Annotated in this window: 13 protein-coding genes and 1 tRNA gene; 12 read left to right on the top strand and 2 right to left on the bottom strand. The window is 69.2% G+C overall.

Features of this window, described 5'->3' with window-relative positions:
* The first annotated feature begins 129 nt into the window (after positions 1-129).
* The 6 genes from ACSU6L_RS12230 to ACSU6L_RS12205 all read left to right on the top strand — a co-directional run bounded on the left by ACSU6L_RS12230 (position 130) and on the right by ACSU6L_RS12205 (position 6,623).
* Positions 130-1,767, top strand: coding sequence for an MFS transporter (locus ACSU6L_RS12230; protein ID WP_437056284.1), 1,638 nt, complete (start codon positions 130-132; stop codon positions 1,765-1,767).
* Between the two features lie 184 nt (positions 1,768-1,951).
* Complete coding sequence (locus ACSU6L_RS12225) at positions 1,952-2,149, top strand: hypothetical protein (protein WP_437056282.1); 198 nt, start codon at positions 1,952-1,954, stop codon at positions 2,147-2,149.
* Between the two features lie 193 nt (positions 2,150-2,342).
* Positions 2,343-3,032: an HdeD family acid-resistance protein gene (locus tag ACSU6L_RS12220; RefSeq protein ID WP_437056280.1), complete on the top strand. Its 690-nt coding sequence runs from the start codon at positions 2,343-2,345 to the stop codon at positions 3,030-3,032.
* A 113-nt stretch (positions 3,033-3,145) separates the two neighbouring features.
* Positions 3,146-3,604 carry an SHOCT domain-containing protein gene (locus ACSU6L_RS12215; RefSeq protein WP_437056278.1) on the top strand — a complete coding sequence of 153 codons (459 nt, stop codon included), beginning with the start codon at positions 3,146-3,148 and terminating at the stop codon, positions 3,602-3,604.
* A 10-nt stretch (positions 3,605-3,614) separates the two neighbouring features.
* Positions 3,615-4,040 carry a DUF7144 family membrane protein gene (locus ACSU6L_RS12210; protein WP_437056277.1) on the top strand — a complete coding sequence of 142 codons (426 nt, stop codon included), beginning with the start codon at positions 3,615-3,617 and terminating at the stop codon, positions 4,038-4,040.
* A 726-nt stretch (positions 4,041-4,766) separates the two neighbouring features.
* Entirely contained in the window at positions 4,767-6,623 is a 1,857-nt protein-coding gene (locus ACSU6L_RS12205; RefSeq protein ID WP_437056275.1) for a GmrSD restriction endonuclease domain-containing protein, read from the top strand.
* Positions 6,624-6,762: 139 nt separating this feature from the next.
* Here ACSU6L_RS12205 and ACSU6L_RS12200 read toward each other — a convergent pair whose 3' ends face one another.
* Positions 6,763-7,371 (bottom strand): hypothetical protein, encoded by a 609-nt coding sequence (locus tag ACSU6L_RS12200; protein ID WP_437056273.1) that lies wholly within the window; start codon positions 7,369-7,371, stop codon positions 6,763-6,765.
* 271 nt (positions 7,372-7,642) lie between these two features.
* A tRNA-Arg gene (locus ACSU6L_RS12195) sits at positions 7,643-7,714 on the bottom strand.
* A gap of 61 nt (positions 7,715-7,775) precedes the next feature.
* Here ACSU6L_RS12195 and ACSU6L_RS12190 point away from each other — a divergent pair.
* From ACSU6L_RS12190 to thrB, 6 genes are all read left to right on the top strand, one after another.
* Positions 7,776-8,348, top strand: a complete 573-nt coding sequence (locus ACSU6L_RS12190) for a response regulator (protein ID WP_437064855.1) — start codon at positions 7,776-7,778, stop codon at positions 8,346-8,348.
* A gap of 284 nt (positions 8,349-8,632) precedes the next feature.
* Positions 8,633-9,670, top strand: coding sequence for an ArgS-related anticodon-binding protein NrtL (gene nrtL / locus ACSU6L_RS12185; protein WP_437056271.1), 1,038 nt, complete (start codon positions 8,633-8,635; stop codon positions 9,668-9,670).
* 17 nt (positions 9,671-9,687) lie between these two features.
* Positions 9,688-11,079 (top strand): diaminopimelate decarboxylase, encoded by a 1,392-nt coding sequence (gene lysA, locus ACSU6L_RS12180; protein ID WP_365508288.1) that lies wholly within the window; start codon positions 9,688-9,690, stop codon positions 11,077-11,079.
* Positions 11,080-11,241: 162 nt separating this feature from the next.
* Complete coding sequence (locus tag ACSU6L_RS12175) at positions 11,242-12,531, top strand: homoserine dehydrogenase (RefSeq protein WP_073941283.1); 1,290 nt, start codon at positions 11,242-11,244, stop codon at positions 12,529-12,531.
* Between the two features lie 6 nt (positions 12,532-12,537).
* The gene (gene thrC, locus ACSU6L_RS12170; RefSeq protein WP_437056269.1) at positions 12,538-13,596 is read left to right on the top strand and encodes a threonine synthase; all 1,059 of its coding nucleotides are present in this window, start codon (positions 12,538-12,540) and stop codon (positions 13,594-13,596) included.
* 277 nt (positions 13,597-13,873) lie between these two features.
* On the top strand, positions 13,874-14,812 hold the full coding sequence (gene thrB, locus ACSU6L_RS12165) for a homoserine kinase (protein WP_437056267.1): 939 nt from the start codon (positions 13,874-13,876) through the stop codon (positions 14,810-14,812).
* Positions 14,813-15,121: the final 309 nt, after the last annotated feature.

Below are 15,121 nucleotides of genomic sequence, written 5' to 3'. Positions count from 1 at the left end.
TCGGCCTCCCCCGAGGAGGGTGAGGCGCCGACGGCGTCCGGCCGGTGTCAATGGACAGGGCGGTGTGCGCGTGCCGAGGCCCGCGACGCCGAGGTGATCCAGACGACGGCAGGGCCCAAGGGGGAAACCATGACCCACCGACGCGCTCTGATCGTGCTCGGCACGGCCCAGTTCCTGATGGTCCTGGACACCTCCGTCATGAACGTGTCCATCAGCCAACTGGTCGAGGACTTCGACACCGAGGTCACCGCCATCCAGGCCGTCATCACGCTGTACGCGCTCGTCATGGCGGCGTTCATGATCGTCGGCGGTCGGCTGGGAGACATCCTCGGACGGCGGCGCATGTTCTTCCTGGGGCTCGCCGTCTACGCCACGGGTTCGACCCTGACCGCCGTGGCTCCCACCCTGTGGGTGCTCGCGCTGGGCTGGTCGGTCATCGAAGGGCTCGGGGCAGCGATGGTGCTGCCTGCCATGGCGGCACTCGTCGCCGAGAACTACCGGGGGCGGGACCGGGCCGTCGCCTACGGCGTCATCGGCGGCCTGGCCGGCGCGGGAATCGCGGTCGGCCCGCTGCTGGGCGGCTGGGTGACGACGTACCTCACCTGGCGGCTGGTCTTCGCCGGTGAGGTGGTCGTCGTCGTGGCCGTCCTGCTCTGCCACCGCGTGATCACGGAATCCCCCAGGACCGGCCCCCGCCCCCGCCTGGACGGCGTCGGCGCCGCACTGTCGGCGGCCGGACTGGCGCTGGGCGTGCTCGGTGTGCTGCAGAGCGGCACCTGGGGATGGGTGCAGCCCCGCAACCCGCCCTTCACCGTCCTGGGCTTCGCCCCGACGCTGTTCGTCATCGCCGCCGGAGCGGCCGTACTGGCCCTGTTCGCACACTGGGAACGGCGGCGGGACGCCCAGGGCACCGACCCCTTGGTGCACCTGGCGCTGCTGCGCCAACCGGTGCTGCGCTCCGGCCTGCTGACACTGGTGAGCCAGAACCTCATCCTCCTTGGCCTGTTCTTCACCATCCCGCTGTATCTGCAGGTCGTGCAGGGCTTCGACGCCTTCGAGACAGGTCTGCGGCTGCTTCCGGTGTCCGTCACCATGCTGGTCGCCTCCACGGTCGGCTCCCGGCTGGGGCGGGCGGCGGGCCCCCGGAGGCTGGTCCGCCTGGCGCTGCTGACCCTGGCGGGAGCCGTGGTGTGGCTGCTGGCCACCATCGACCCCGTCATCGACGACGCGCAGTTCGCCGGAGCCATGGCCCTGCTCGGCGTGGGCATGGGCCTGCTCGCCTCGCAGCTGGGCAACGTCGTCCAGTCCAGCGTGGGGGAGGAGGAGCGCAGCGAGGTCGGCGGGCTGCAGTTCACGGCCCAGAACCTGGGCTCCGCGCTGGGCACCGCCCTCATCGGGTCCCTGCTCGTCGGCGCCCTGGCCCACGCCTTCACCACCCAGGTGGAGAGCGACCCGCGCGTGTCGGAGGAGGCCCACCGGCAGACCGGCGTCGCCCTCGAAGCCGGCGTCACCTTCGTGCCCACCGAGCAGGTGCGCTCGGCGGCGCAGAGTGCCGGACTGCCACCCGCCGAGGTCGACGCCATCACGGACTCCTACGCGTCGGCGCAGCTGGACGGCCTGAAGGCGGCGATCCTCGCCACCGGCGGGATCACCCTCGCCAGTTTCCTGGTCACCTCCCACTTGCCGACCGGCCAGACCGGCCAGACCGGCCGAACACGACCCGACGAGGCGGGTGGCGCCGACACCGGGGCACGCCCGAAGCCTTGACCTTCGGCGGGGCGGCGACGCGTCGCGGCAGCGATCGCGTGCAGGAGGAGCGGCTGCCCCCCCGTCGCGTCCCCGCTTTCTCCGGATCACCTGTACCGGGTGAGGGCAGGCGCCGCATCCGGACGGACGATCGCAGGGAAAGCCTCGTGCCGTCGGCCCCGGACGGTCCGCTGGAGAGCAGCTCATGCGCTATGAGATCCGCGTCGACGGACACCTGTCGGAGACGCAGTCCAAGGCATTCCCGGAGCTGGACCATGTGGCGATCTCCGGTCAGACCGTCCTGTTCGGGCACGTCGTCGACGAGGCACACCTGTACGGGCTGCTGGCCCGCTGCCGGTCGCTGGGGCTGCGGGTCGTGGAGATGCGGCAGGCACCGGAGTGAGCGATTCGGGACGAGGGCCGCAGCGATGAACCGCACCGGTGGATCACCCGCGGAGGGTGATCCCCTGGCCGGCGGAGCGGAGGACGCTGACAGGTGGTGAGGCCCCGCGCCCGCGCACACCGCCCAGCCGGAGGCTTGGCAGCGACCCGCCCGATCAAGCAAGCAATCAAGCAACAAGCGAGGTGGAGGAGCCATGACCGTGCCGCGTGGCCCAGCACCGTTCCCCGGACCGGGCTCGACATCGACATCGACATCGACATCGATGTCCGGCGGAGCGGCCCCCGGCCCGGCGGGCGACGACCCCGCGCGGGCGCTCGCGGCGCTTGGCCGTTCGTGGACCTGGATCCTGGCGTCCGCGATCGCGACGCTCATCCCGGGCGTCCTGATACTGGTCTGGCCGGACGAGACCCTGCATGTGCTGGCCGTCCTCATCGGCCTGTACCTGCTCGTGGCCGGGGCCTTCCGGTTCGTAGCGTCCTTTGCCCGTGAAGGAGCCGGCGAGCGCTTGGCGGGCCTGCTGCTCGCGGTGCTGTTCGTCCTGGCAGGCGTGCTGTGCCTGCGCCACCCGCTGCAGACGATCACCGCGCTCTCCCTGATCGTCGGGATCGTCTGGCTGGTGTCCGGCGTGATCACCCTGCACACCGCGCTGGCGGCCAAGGACCTGCCCCACCGGGGCTTCGTCCTGGGCGCCGCGGTGCTCGGCATAGTCGCGGGGATCGTCGTACTGGCCCTGCCGACCGAGTCGGCCCGCGCGCTCACCCGGCTGCTGGGGCTGTGGCTGGTCCTGCTCGGCCTCTTCGAGGCAGTGGTCGCGTTCGCATGGCGAGCCGCACTCCGCAAGTCGAGCACCCCGGCGGCGCGCGGACCCGACGCGTCCGGCTGAGCGGCGGGTGCTCGCTTCACCCGCCCCGGGTGAGGCCGCCAGAGGGTTGCCGTGGGCACGCTGAAAACCGCACACAGCGCCTGCCGGGCACATGCCCGGGATGAAGGAGTGGCATGAACGCGCAGACGTACCTCGCGTACGAGTTTCCGCTGCTGAGCGTCTTCTGGACGATGTTCATCTTCTTCTTGTGGATCCTGTGGTTCGTCCTGCTCTTCCGGATCATCGTCGACATCTTCCGCGACGACTCCATCGGCGGCTGGGCGAAGGCCGGCTGGCTGGTGTTCGTCTGTGTCCTGCCGTTCCTGGGCGTGTTCATCTACGTGATCGCCCGAGGCAAGAACATGGGACGCCGGGAGATCGAACAGGCGCGCGCCCAGCAGGAGGCGTTCGACCAGTACATCCGGGACACCGCCAAGGGAGCCGAGGGCCGGCCCAGCAGCACCGACGAACTCGCCAGGCTGTCCGAGATGCGCGCCCGCGGCGACATCACGGACGAGGAGTTCCGCAGGGCGAAGGAACTGATCCTGACCGGGACGGGCCCTTCCGGGCGCCCGACCGACGTCATGAAATGAGGTAGCCAGGATGACCGCCACACACCACGCTCGCACCCACGAGGCCAGGCAGGAGTGGGCCACCGGCCTGACCGCCTTCGCAGCCGTCATGCTCATGATCGCCGGCGTTCTCGACATCATGAGAGGCATAGCGGCGATAGTCGAGGACGACATCTTCGTCACGACGCAGAACTACATCTTCGAGTTCGACCTCACCGGCTGGGGCTGGATCCACCTCGCCCTCGGCGTCCTCGCGGTGATCGTCAGCTTCGGACTCTTCCAGACAGCGATGTGGGCCCGCGTCGCCGGCATAGCCATCGCCGGCCTCGTCATCGTCGCCAACTTCCTGTCCCTGCCGTACTACCCGGTCTGGTCGGTCGTCATGATCACCATGTCGGGCTTCGTCATCTGGGCCCTGTGCGTGACACGAGAGGGCGCCTTCGCGGACGAGATCTGAGCCCGGAGCAATCCCAAGCCTGCCCATACAAGAAGAAGACCCCGCACTCAGCGCTTTCGCTGATGACGGGGTCTTTGCTCACCCTCCGGGAACGCGGCCCGTGTAAGGGAGAGAAGCTCTCAGCCTGTGCACAGCTTCGTCGAGGCTGCACTCAAGGAAATGGCGGCGGTGAGGGGCGTTCTTCCACAGGATTCGAACGTGTGCACACGGCTTCGGAGGGCCTTTCGGAGTCCGGCGGTTCCTCTACTTCTGGGCCCGGTTCTGCCCGAGGTCAGGGTGGTCTCCCCGCTGACCCTTGACATGAAGCTGGCCCAAGCTCTTCGGAAGCAAGCGACGGCCGACATGGACGGCTGGCCCGCGAACCCGGACGTCATCGAACTGGCTCCTCGACGGAGCCTGCGAGCCAGTGGGGCAGCGGCCCGGCGACGACCCGGGAGTGGCGGAAGTAGATCTTCAGTGAGCTAGACGCACGTACGCACCGGGGACTATCGGGATTGATGACGCACAGATGCCAACTGGTCTGCCCGCACAGGGGACAGAACACTTTCCTGGAGGTCACCAAAATGACCAAGGAGGAGGCTGAAGCGCAGAAGGTCAGGCAGTGTGGGAGTTACAAGTCATAGGCCGGTGGGTCGGCGGGGACAGGAGCCGAGCGGACCTGAACGCTGCCAATCAGCTCGGGGCCCCGAGCGTCGGCGGACGTGTTGTGTTGCACAAGGAGGAGATGTGGCGACCGAGACTTTCAGCATCGACAAGCGGCCCTTGCGGGACCTTCTGGGCCAGGTCGAGGCGGGGAAGATTCAGTTGCCTGAGTTCCAGCGTGGCTGGGTCTGGCCTTGGCCCAACATCGCGAGTCTGCTGGCCTCGGTGTCCCTCAACTACCCGATCGGGACCGTGATGCTGCTCGAGGGCGGTGGGGACGTCCGGTTCAAGTACAGGCCGATCGAGGGGGCGGCCCCGAGCGGCCGGGTGCAACCGGAGTCGCTGGTTCTTGACGGGCAGCAGCGGCTCACCTCGCTGTTCCAGTCGCTTGCGATGGACAGCCCGGTGGAGACTCAGGACGAGCGCAAGCGCCGCGTGGGTGGCTTGTTCTACGTCGACATGGTCAAGGCACTCGACGAGAACGAGGACCGCGAGGACGCGATCCGTTTCATCCCACCCTCACGTAAGGTGGTCAACTTCCGAGGCGAAGTCCTGGAAGATTACTCGACACGGGAGTTGGAGTACCGGCACCGCGTCTTCCCGCTGCGATGCGTCTTCGACAACTCCTGGGGCGACGGCTTCGCCCGCCACTGGGGCTTCGCACCGGATGCGATGGAGCTGTGGTACGGCTTCCGAGACGGCTTCATCCGGTCATTCGACCTCTACCACTTCCCGGTCATCGAACTCGGCAAGGGCACCCCACGTCAGGCAGTCTGCCAGGTCTTCGAGAAGGTCAACACGGGCGGAGTCACGCTTACCGTCTTCGAGTTGCTGACGGCGACATACGCCGCCGACGAGTTCGATCTGCGACATCACTGGCGTGAGTGCCGGTCCGCCTGGGAGGCGCCCGAATACGCCATCCTGCGGGATGTCTCCAACACCGACTTCCTCCAGGCGGTCACCCTCCTCGCCACCGCCGAGCGGCGACGTCGAGAGGAAGAGGCCGGTATGGACGAAGAGCGGCTGCCGCGTATCGGCTGCAAGCGCAAGGACATGCTTGCCCTGAGCCTGGAGGACTACCGGCGATACGCACCCGACGTCGTCGCCGGTTTCAAGGCCGCCGCCAAATTTCTGCGCCAGCAGTTCATCTTCGATACGCGCTTCCTTCCGTACGGCACACAGCTCATCCCGCTGGCCGCGATCTTCGCCCTCGCCGGCAAGGACGCGGAGACCGCAGGCGCACAGGAGAAGCTGGCTCGCTGGTACTGGTGCGGAGTGTTCGGTGAGCTGTACGGCGGTACGACCGAAACCCGGTTCAACCTTGACCTCCCTGACGTCGTCGAGTGGATTCGCGGGTCGACGCACGAACCTCGTACGGTCACACAGGCACAATTCGCGGCGAGCCGCCTGCTGACCCTGCGGACCCGACAGAGCGCCGCGTACAAGGGCATCTACGCGCTCCTGCTCAAGGCGGGCGCCGCGGACTGGCGGACAGGGGAGAAGGCGGAGGTCAGCGTTTACTTCGACGAGGCGATGGACATCCACCACATCTTCCCGCAGGTCTGGTGCCAGAAGTACGGCTACGAGCGTTCCGTCTACAACTCCATTGTCAACAAGACACCCTTGACAGCACGCACCAACCGAATCATCGGCGGCCACGCACCGTCCGAGTATCTGCAGCGGCTCGCCAAGACTGCCGAGACCAGCCCAGAGGGCGTCGAGCAGCGCATCAGGACTCACCTCGCGGATCCCAGGCTGATGCGGGCCGACGACTTCGACGCTTTCTTCGAGGCACGCCGAAAGGTGCTTCAGGAACACATCGCCGCGGTGATGGGCAAGCCGGTGGTTGACGACCACATCCCGGGTCAGCGACCGGACGCGGCGGTTCGCGCTGCGGAAAACGGGCTCGAAGCCGGCGTCTCGATTCCTGTGGAGTCATGACACCACGGTCCGTGGCACTGCCTGGGGGCGGACTTCGCGAAGGAAGCCGGTCTGTCGCAGAAGGACCGGCCAGAATTAGAGCCTTCCCGGAGCCTACCGTCCTCAGGGCCTACACCTGAGCACGTCAGCTGGGGGAGAGTCAGTAATCGGCCAGTTGTTCCGGTTCTGGTCCGATCTCGGGGTCGTACCAGTCCGGAAGTTTCTGAGTAGCGCGCACCTCAAGGCGCATGAGTGCTCGCACGTGCCCCTGCTGCGGGATGATCGAGTCCAAGAGATCGATGACCTGGTCAAGCCGCGCCTGACGAGTGGATGAGTCTGACTCGTGTGTTGCCTCCATCAGGCGTCTGTACGCGATCGTGAGCTGAGCATTCACCCGGCTCTCGATCTCGAGAACTGCGTCGCTTGCCACCAGCTGAGCTTCAGCGCGGGTATCCCGTTGAGCACGCCGCGCACTGCTCACTTCCGCTGCTTCCGCTTCGAAGGTTCCAGATTTCAGCGCGTAGGCGTACGCCAGCATTGCGTCCCTGTAGTGCCGATCATGCGCGTTCAACTGCACATAGCAGCTCCGAAGCTGGTCGACCTTGCGTTGATCTTCAGAAGCCCGCTGCTCCTCAAGGCGAACGCGCTCTCCCCGCTCCAACCTCCGTAACTCAGCCCGCTGGGCCAGCACCTGAGTGATCACTGCCGAAGCGAGCGTGCCGCCCACACCAACGATTGCAACGATCACAGAGATGGTCGCGCCGGACATCCCCACCCCCGGCAAGCACATGAGTCCCCCTGTTGCGTAGACGGTAGCTAACGCGTCCGTACGGCACCCTGCAAACGGTGGTGATTCGCTGCGGACGAGTCATCGCCGCCCGCTGGCTCCGCGTGCGCTGCGATGTCAGTCGCTCGGTCTGCCGAGCTGTCCACCGACCTCGACACACGACCGCTTCGGGCTGCATCCGCCTACACATACGCGAAGACCCCGACCTCAGCGTTTCCGCTGATGGCGGGGTCTTTAGGCACCTAATCCAAGGTGCCCCCGGCAGGATTCGAACCTGCGCACACGGCTCCGGAGGCCGTTGCTCTATCCCCTGAGCTACGGGGGCTTCGTCGTTCGCGGTGTCTCGCGGCGACGGGTAGAACACTACCAGCTCTGGTGGGGTGTTCATGAACGGGTTTTGCGGGGCGGGGGCGTCTGCGGGGGGAGGGTGGGGTTGCCCGCAGGGGGTGGAAGTGGGGAAAACCGGGACGCGGTGGCCGGTCCGGACCTACTCTCAAGTTGTGTCAGGCGCGTCGGGCCGGGTGCTTGTGGTGGACGACAACAAGGTCATCCGGCAGCTGATCAGGGTCAATCTCGAGCTGGAGGGCCTCGAGGTCGTGACCGCGGCCGATGGTGCCGAGTGTCTGGAAGTGGTGCATGAGGTGCGGCCGGATGTCGTGACCCTCGATGTGGTCATGCCGCGGCTGGACGGGCTGCGGACGGCCGCGCGGCTGCGGGCCGACCCGCGGACGTGTGATCTTCCGCTCGCCATCGTCAGTGCCTGTACGCAGTACGAGGTGGAGAGCGGTCTGGACCTCGGTGTCGATGCCTTCCTCGCCAAACCCTTCGAGCCGACGGAGCTCGTGCGCATCGTTCGGCGGTTGATCGACGGGCGGGGGGACGGGCCGGGCGGGCCGGGCTGCGGGCTGATCGGCGCGGAGGAAGGGGAGATCGCCGGGCACGGACGCGCTGGTCATTGATCTGCCGGTACGGGCGTGAAGGTCGATGAGTGGTGCGGTGAGGTGGTGCGGTGGTGGGGTGCGTTGGCCGAGCACACCGTGCTCGCCGAGCGCACCGTGCACACCCGAGCACGCCCAGCGCCAACGCCCTGTGCCTCCCCGTGCCGGGCCAGCCCCAAGCCGGCGAACTGCCCGGCGCAGCGCCCTCTCCTCCCCCCCCGCCAGCCCACCACCCTCGTCCACATGCCGGAACCCTCCCCAAACCGGCTCGCCTACCCACCCCCCTCCTCCCCTACGCTTGTCCCGTGACCCCCGTCGAGCTCTCGCGCACCGTGCTGCACGCGGTGCGTTGTGCTGTCGACGCGGGGGAGCTGAGGGTGACCGTTCCTGCGCGGGTCGTGGTGGCGCCGCCGGGGCCGGGGGGCTGGGGGGACTACGCGACGAACGTCGCGCTGCAGCTGGCGCGGCCCGCCGGGCAGCCGGCGTTGCGGGTCGCCGAGGTGATCCGGCCCTATCTGGCGGCGGCGAGCGGAGTCACCGGTGTCGAGATCACCGGGCCCGGGTTTCTCAACATCCGGCTGACGGCCTCCGCGGCCGAGGGGCTCGTGCGGCGGATCCTCGGTGAGGGGCTCGCGTACGGGCACGGTGACGGTCTCGCCGGGCAGGTCGTCTCCCTTCGTATCCCGTACGACGTGCGTGCCGAGGTCGTCGCCGACGCCCTTGTGCGGATCGTGTCCAGCCAGGGCGGGCGGGCCGAGGTGGCACACGGGGATCCCGTGACGCTGCGGCCGGTGCCCGCGCCGGAGGATCCCGCTCCGCTCGGGCCCGACGCCGCCCGCTGGGCGCTGCTGCATCCGGCGCCGCACGACCGGCCCCGGATCTCCGCCGACCATCTCGTCCAGCGGGAGAGCAATCCCCTCTTCCGCGTTCGCTACGCCCACGCCCGCACCCGGGCTCTCGGGCGCAACGCCGCCGATCTCGGCTTCACCTCCGAGCCCGGCCCGCTCGGCGACCTCGATCACATCGACGGCCGCGCCGACGACCACATCGACGACCGCGCCGACGGCCGCGCCGACGACCACGTCGACCGTCTGCTCGCCTCCCTCGCCGATCACCCTCGGGTTCTCGCCGCGGCCGCCACCCATCGCGCCCCGGATCGCCTCGCCCGGCACCTCGTCACCGTCGCCGATGCCGTTCTCCCCGTCCTGCCCGCCGTGCTGCCGCGTGGTGAGGAGAAACCCTCGGCCGCCCACCGTGCCCGGCTCGCCCTCGCCGAAGCCGCCGGGACGGTGCTGGCCGGCGGCCTGTCCCTGCTCGGCATCGACGCACCCGAACATCTCTGAGAGAGCCACGACACGTCATGAGCCGTTCCGCACATCCCGCCGGGCCCCGCTACGCCGACGTCCTGCCCGAGGGCCACTACTCCGCGCCGCCCGCCGATCTCAACGCCCTCGACGCCAAGGTGTGGGCGCAGACCGTCAGCCGGGGTGAGGACGGGGTCCTCACCGTCGGCGGTATCGACGTCAAGCGCCTCGCCGAGGAGTTCGGCACCCCGGCCTACATCCTCGACGAGACCGACTTCCGGGCCCGGGCGCGGGCCTGGCGCACCGCCTTCGGCCACGACGCCGACGTCTTCTACGCCGGCAAGGCGTTCCTGTCCCGCGCGGTGGTGCGGTGGCTGCACGAGGAGGGGCTGAACCTCGACGTCTGCTCCGGTGGCGAGCTGGCGACCGCGCTGTCCGCCGGGATGCCCGCCGACCGGATCGCCTTCCACGGCAACAACAAGTCCCCGGCGGAGATCGAGCGGGCCGTGCGTGCCGGGGTCGGGCGGATCGTGCTCGACTCCTTCCAGGAGATCGTGCGGGTCGCGCACATCGCCCGGGAGCTCGGCAAGCGGCAGCGGGTGCAGATTCGTATCACCGTCGGGGTCGAGGCGCACACGCACGAGTTCATCGCGACCGCCCACGAGGACCAGAAGTTCGGCATTCCGCTCGCGGGCGGGCAGGCCGCCGAGGCCGTGCGGCGGGCGCTGCAGCTGGACGGGCTGGAGCTGATCGGGATCCACTCGCACATCGGGTCGCAGATCTTCGACATGTCCGGGTTCGAAGTCGCCGCCCACCGCGTGGTCGGTCTGCTGAAGGACATCCGGGACGAGCACGGCGTCGAGCTGCCCGAGATCGACCTCGGCGGCGGGCTCGGCATCGCGTACACGAGCGACGACGACCCGCGCGAGCCGCACGAGATCGCCAAGGCGCTCACCGAGATCGTCACCCGGGAGTGCGAGGCCGCCAGGCTGCGCACCCCGCGGATCTCCGTCGAGCCCGGGCGCGCCATCGTCGGGCCGACCGCGTTCACCCTGTACGAGGTCGGCACCGTCAAGCCGCTCGACGGGCTGCGGACGTACGTCTCCGTCGACGGCGGCATGTCGGACAACATCCGTACCGCGCTCTACGACGCCGAGTACAGCGTCGCCCTGGTCTCCCGCGCCTCCGACGCCGAGCCGATGCTGGCCCGGGTCGTCGGCAAGCACTGCGAGAGCGGCGACATCGTGGTCCGGGACGCGTTCCTGCCCGCCGACCTGGCACCGGGCGACCTGATCGCCGTACCGGCCACCGGGGCGTACTGCCGGTCCATGGCCAGCAACTACAACCATGTGCTCCGCCCGCCGGTCGTCGCCGTGAAGGACGGCGAGGCGCGGGTGATCGTCCGCCGGGAGACGGAGGACGATCTGCTGAGGCTCGACGTGGGCTGAAGCCCGCCGCGAGCCGCCGGGGTGGAGGATCTGGAAGATCTCCTGTCGACCACCCTGCGAAAATGAAATAGACGTCTCACGATCCGGACCGGTGGCAGAAACTCCGGTCCGGTGAGTGAGACTGGTGAAACCGAAGACGGTAAGAGGAAACGAGGTCGGATGATGCGTACGCGTCCGCTGAAGGTGGCGCTGCTGGGCTGTGGAGTGGTCGGCTCAGAGGTGGCGCGCATCATGACGACGCACGCCGACGACCTCGCCGCCCGGATCGGGGCCCCGGTGGAGCTGGCCGGTGTGGCCGTACGGCGGCCCGACAAGGTCCGTGAGGGCATCGACCCCTCCCTCGTCACCACCGACGCCACCGCCCTCGTCAAACGCGGCGACATCGACGTCGTGGTCGAGGTCATCGGCGGGATCGAGCCCGCGCGGACCCTCATCACCACCGCCTTCGCGCACGGCGCCTCCGTCGTCTCCGCCAACAAGGCCCTCCTCGCCCAGGACGGCGCCGCCCTGCACGCGGCGGCCGAGGAGCACGGCAAGGACCTCTACTACGAGGCCGCCGTCGCCGGTGCCATCCCGCTGATCCGGCCGCTGCGCGAGTCGCTCGCCGGCGACAAGGTCAACCGGGTGCTCGGCATCGTCAACGGGACGACGAACTTCATCCTCGACAAGATGGACTCCACCGGCGCCGGCTACCAGGAGGCCCTGGACGAGGCCACCGCGCTCGGATACGCCGAGGCCGATCCGACCGCCGACGTCGAGGGCTTCGACGCCGCCGCCAAGGCCGCGATCCTGGCCGGCATCGCCTTCCACACCCGGGTGCGCCTCGACGACGTCTACCGCGAGGGCATGACCGAGGTGACGGCGGCGGACTTCGCCTCCGCCAAGGAGATGGGCTGCACCATCAAGCTGCTCGCCATCTGCGAGCGGGCGGCCGACGGGGAGTCCGTCACCGCGCGCGTGCACCCGGCGATGATCCCGCTGACCCACCCGCTCGCCTCCGTGCGCGGCGCGTACAACGCGGTCTTCGTCGAGTCGGACGCCTCCGGCCAGCTGATGTTCTACGGCCCCGGCGCCGGCGGCTCGCCCACCGCCTCCGCCGTCCTCGGCGACCTCGTCGCCGTCTGCCGCAACCGGCTCAGCGGCACCACCGGCCCCGGCGAGTCCGCCTACGCCGCGCTGCCCGTCTCGCCCATGGGCGAGGTCGTCACGCGCTACCACATCAGCCTCGACGTGGCTGACAAACCGGGTGTTCTCGCCCAGGTCGCGACCGTCTTCGCCGAGCACGGAGTCTCGATCGATACGGTTCGCCAGCAGGGGAAGGACGGCGAGGCCTCCCTCGTCGTCGTCACCCACCGCGCGTCCGACGCCGCCCTGAACGGGACCGTCGAGGCGCTGCGCAAGCTCGACACCGTGCGCGGTGTCGCCAGCATCATGCGGGTTGAAGGAGAGTAACCAGCAATGACCCACCAGTGGCGCGGAATCATCGAGGAGTACCGGGACCGGCTGCCGGTATCCGACACCACGCCGGTCGTGACGCTCCGCGAGGGCGGCACGCCCCTCGTGCCCGCGCAGGTGCTCTCCGAGCGCACGGGCTGCGAGGTCCACCTCAAGGTGGAGGGCGCGAACCCCACCGGGTCCTTCAAGGACCGCGGCATGACCATGGCCATCTCCAAGGCCAAGGAGGAGGGCGCGAAGGCGGTCATCTGCGCCTCCACCGGCAACACGTCGGCGAGTGCCGCCGCGTACGCCGTGCGGGCCGGTATGGTTTCGGCCGTTCTCGTCCCGCAGGGCAAGATCGCGCTCGGCAAGATGGGCCAGGCCCTGGTGCACGGCGCGAAGATCCTCCAGGTCGACGGCAACTTCGACGACTGCCTCACGCTGGCCCGCGCGCTCAGCGACAACTACCCGGTCGCGCTGGTCAATTCGGTCAACCCGGTGCGTATCGAGGGCCAGAAGACGGCCGCGTTCGAAATCGTCGACATGCTCGGCGACGCGCCCGACATCCACGTCCTCCCGGTCGGCAACGCCGGCAACATCACCGCCTACTGGCGGGGCTACAAGGAGTACGCCGCCGACGGCGTGTCCGCCAAGACGCCCCGCATGTGGGGCTTCCAGGCCTCCGGCTCCGCGCCCATCGTGCGCGGCGAGGTGGTCAAGGACCCGTCGACCATCGCCACCGCGATCCGGATCGGCAACCCCGCCTCCTGGCAGCACGCGCTGAACGCCCGCGACGAGTCCGGCGGTTTCATCGACGAGGTGACGGACCGTGAAATCCTGCGCGCCTACCGCCTGTTGGCCGCACAGGAGGGCGTCTTCGTGGAGCCCGCCTCCGCGGCGTCGGTGGCCGGTCTGCTGAAGGCCGCCGAGCTGGGCAAGGTCGACCCGGGCCAGCGGATCGTCTGCACCGTCACCGGCAACGGCCTGAAGGACCCGGACTGGGCCGTCGCCGGCGCCCCGCAGCCGGTCACCGTCCCGGTCGACGCGGTGACGGCGGCCGAGCGGCTCGGCCTGGTGTAACGAGCGCCACGTCAGGCGTAAGACGGCGCTTGCCTGGGGAACTTCCCTCACGGGGGTGCACAGGGGGCTTACGACACGCATCGTGCGCCTCCTGTGCGCCCTATGTCGCCACAGAACCTTCCTTCGATAGGCTGTACTGAACCCGCCCGCCGCATATGCCGCGGTGCCGCGCGGTCTTCGTGATCAGCGGCCCTCAGCGGCCCCTGGGTTCTCGTACGTCATCGAATGTCATCGAATGTCTTCGACAATCACGCAGCTCAAGGAGAGTCATCGAGCGATGGCCGGTCCAGCCTTCCGCGCCGCCGCCGTCCGGGTGCGCGTCCCCGCCACCAGCGCCAACCTCGGCCCGGGCTTCGACGCCCTCGGCCTCGCGCTGGGGCTGTACGACGACGTGGTCGTCCGGGTGGCCGACTCCGGGCTGCACATCGACATCGCGGGTGAGGGAAGCGAGACGCTTCCCCGCGACGAGAAGCACCTCCTCGTCCGCTCCCTGCGCACCGCCTTCGATCTGCTGGGCGGACAGCCGCGCGGCCTGGAGATCGTCTGCGCGAACCGGATTCCGCACGGCCGCGGCCTGGGCTCCTCCTCCGCCGCCATCTGCGCCGGCATCGTCGCGGCGCGCGCCGTGACCATAGGCGGCGAGGCCAGGCTCGACGACGCGGCCCTGCTGGAACTCGCCACCGAGATCGAGGGTCACCCGGACAACGTCGCGGCCTGCCTGCTGGGCGGCTTCACCCTCTCCTGGATGGAGAACGGCGCCGCGCGGGCGATCAGGATGGACCCCGCAGATTCCATCGTTCCGGTGGTTTTCGTGCCCGGAAAGCCGGTCCTGACCGAGACCGCGCGCGGCCTGCTCCCGCGCACCGTTCCGCACGTCGACGCCGCCGTCAACGCGGGCCGTGCCGCCCTGCTCGTCGAGGCCCTGACCAGGCGCCCCGAGCTGCTGCTGCCCGCCACCGAGGACCGCCTCCACCAGGAGTACCGCGCCCCCGCCATGCCGGAGAGCGCGGCGCTGGTGGAGCGGCTGCGCGCCGACGGGATCCCCGCGGTGATCTCCGGCGCGGGCCCCACGGTGATGGCCCTGGCCGACGCCGACACCGCCGACAAGGTGGAGGCGCTGGCCGGATCGGACTGGGCCGCGAACCGGCTGGCCCTGGACGCGCAGGGAGCGAGCGTTCTGCCGCTCGCGACCGGCGCCGCGCCCGGCGCGGACTAAAAGAGCGGGCGATTGCCGGATGTGGAGAGGGGGAATGTTTGTTGGATCCGGTAGTGTTAATCTCAAGTCTGCACCCGACCCCACCATGGCGAGGTGCCTCGTGTCCCCGTCCGGGACAGACATTCTTCCGGGAGCCCCCCAAGTCGCACTGTGTCTCGTACCTCGTATGCGGGCAGTACGTCGTACGCCGACACTGAGCGGCCCGCCGGGCACGCTCCGGAACCGGTGCGACCACGCCACGTGACACCAGGTGCCACGGCTCGAGGAAGCGCCATCACCAGATATCTCTCCCGCCGATTAGGCGGACCA

Source organism: Streptomyces sp. enrichment culture (assembly GCF_964272855.1).
Taxonomy (GTDB): Bacteria; Actinomycetota; Actinomycetes; order Streptomycetales; family Streptomycetaceae; genus Streptomyces.
Note: the sequence above shows the minus strand (reverse complement) of the source record. Positions and strands in the feature narration are given on the sequence as shown.

Excerpts from the sequence above, each read along its gene's own strand:
- ACSU6L_RS12225 (WP_437056282.1), top strand. The coding sequence starts at position 1,952 with ATGCGCTATGAGATCCGCGTCGACGGACACCTGTCGGAGACGCAGTCC.
- lysA (WP_365508288.1), top strand. The coding sequence starts at position 9,688 with ATGAGCCGTTCCGCACATCCCGCCGGGCCCCGCTACGCCGACGTCCTG.
- ACSU6L_RS12220 (WP_437056280.1), top strand. The coding sequence starts at position 2,343 with ATGACCGTGCCGCGTGGCCCAGCACCGTTCCCCGGACCGGGCTCGACA.
- ACSU6L_RS12230 (WP_437056284.1), top strand. The coding sequence starts at position 130 with ATGACCCACCGACGCGCTCTGATCGTGCTCGGCACGGCCCAGTTCCTG.
- ACSU6L_RS12210 (WP_437056277.1), top strand. The coding sequence starts at position 3,615 with ATGACCGCCACACACCACGCTCGCACCCACGAGGCCAGGCAGGAGTGG.
- ACSU6L_RS12190 (WP_437064855.1), top strand. The coding sequence starts at position 7,776 with ATGAACGGGTTTTGCGGGGCGGGGGCGTCTGCGGGGGGAGGGTGGGGT.
- ACSU6L_RS12200 (WP_437056273.1), bottom strand. The coding sequence starts at position 7,371 with ATGTCCGGCGCGACCATCTCTGTGATCGTTGCAATCGTTGGTGTGGGC.
- ACSU6L_RS12175 (WP_073941283.1), top strand. The coding sequence starts at position 11,242 with ATGCGTACGCGTCCGCTGAAGGTGGCGCTGCTGGGCTGTGGAGTGGTC.
- ACSU6L_RS12215 (WP_437056278.1), top strand. The coding sequence starts at position 3,146 with ATGAACGCGCAGACGTACCTCGCGTACGAGTTTCCGCTGCTGAGCGTC.
- thrB (WP_437056267.1), top strand. The coding sequence starts at position 13,874 with ATGGCCGGTCCAGCCTTCCGCGCCGCCGCCGTCCGGGTGCGCGTCCCC.
- thrC (WP_437056269.1), top strand. The coding sequence starts at position 12,538 with ATGACCCACCAGTGGCGCGGAATCATCGAGGAGTACCGGGACCGGCTG.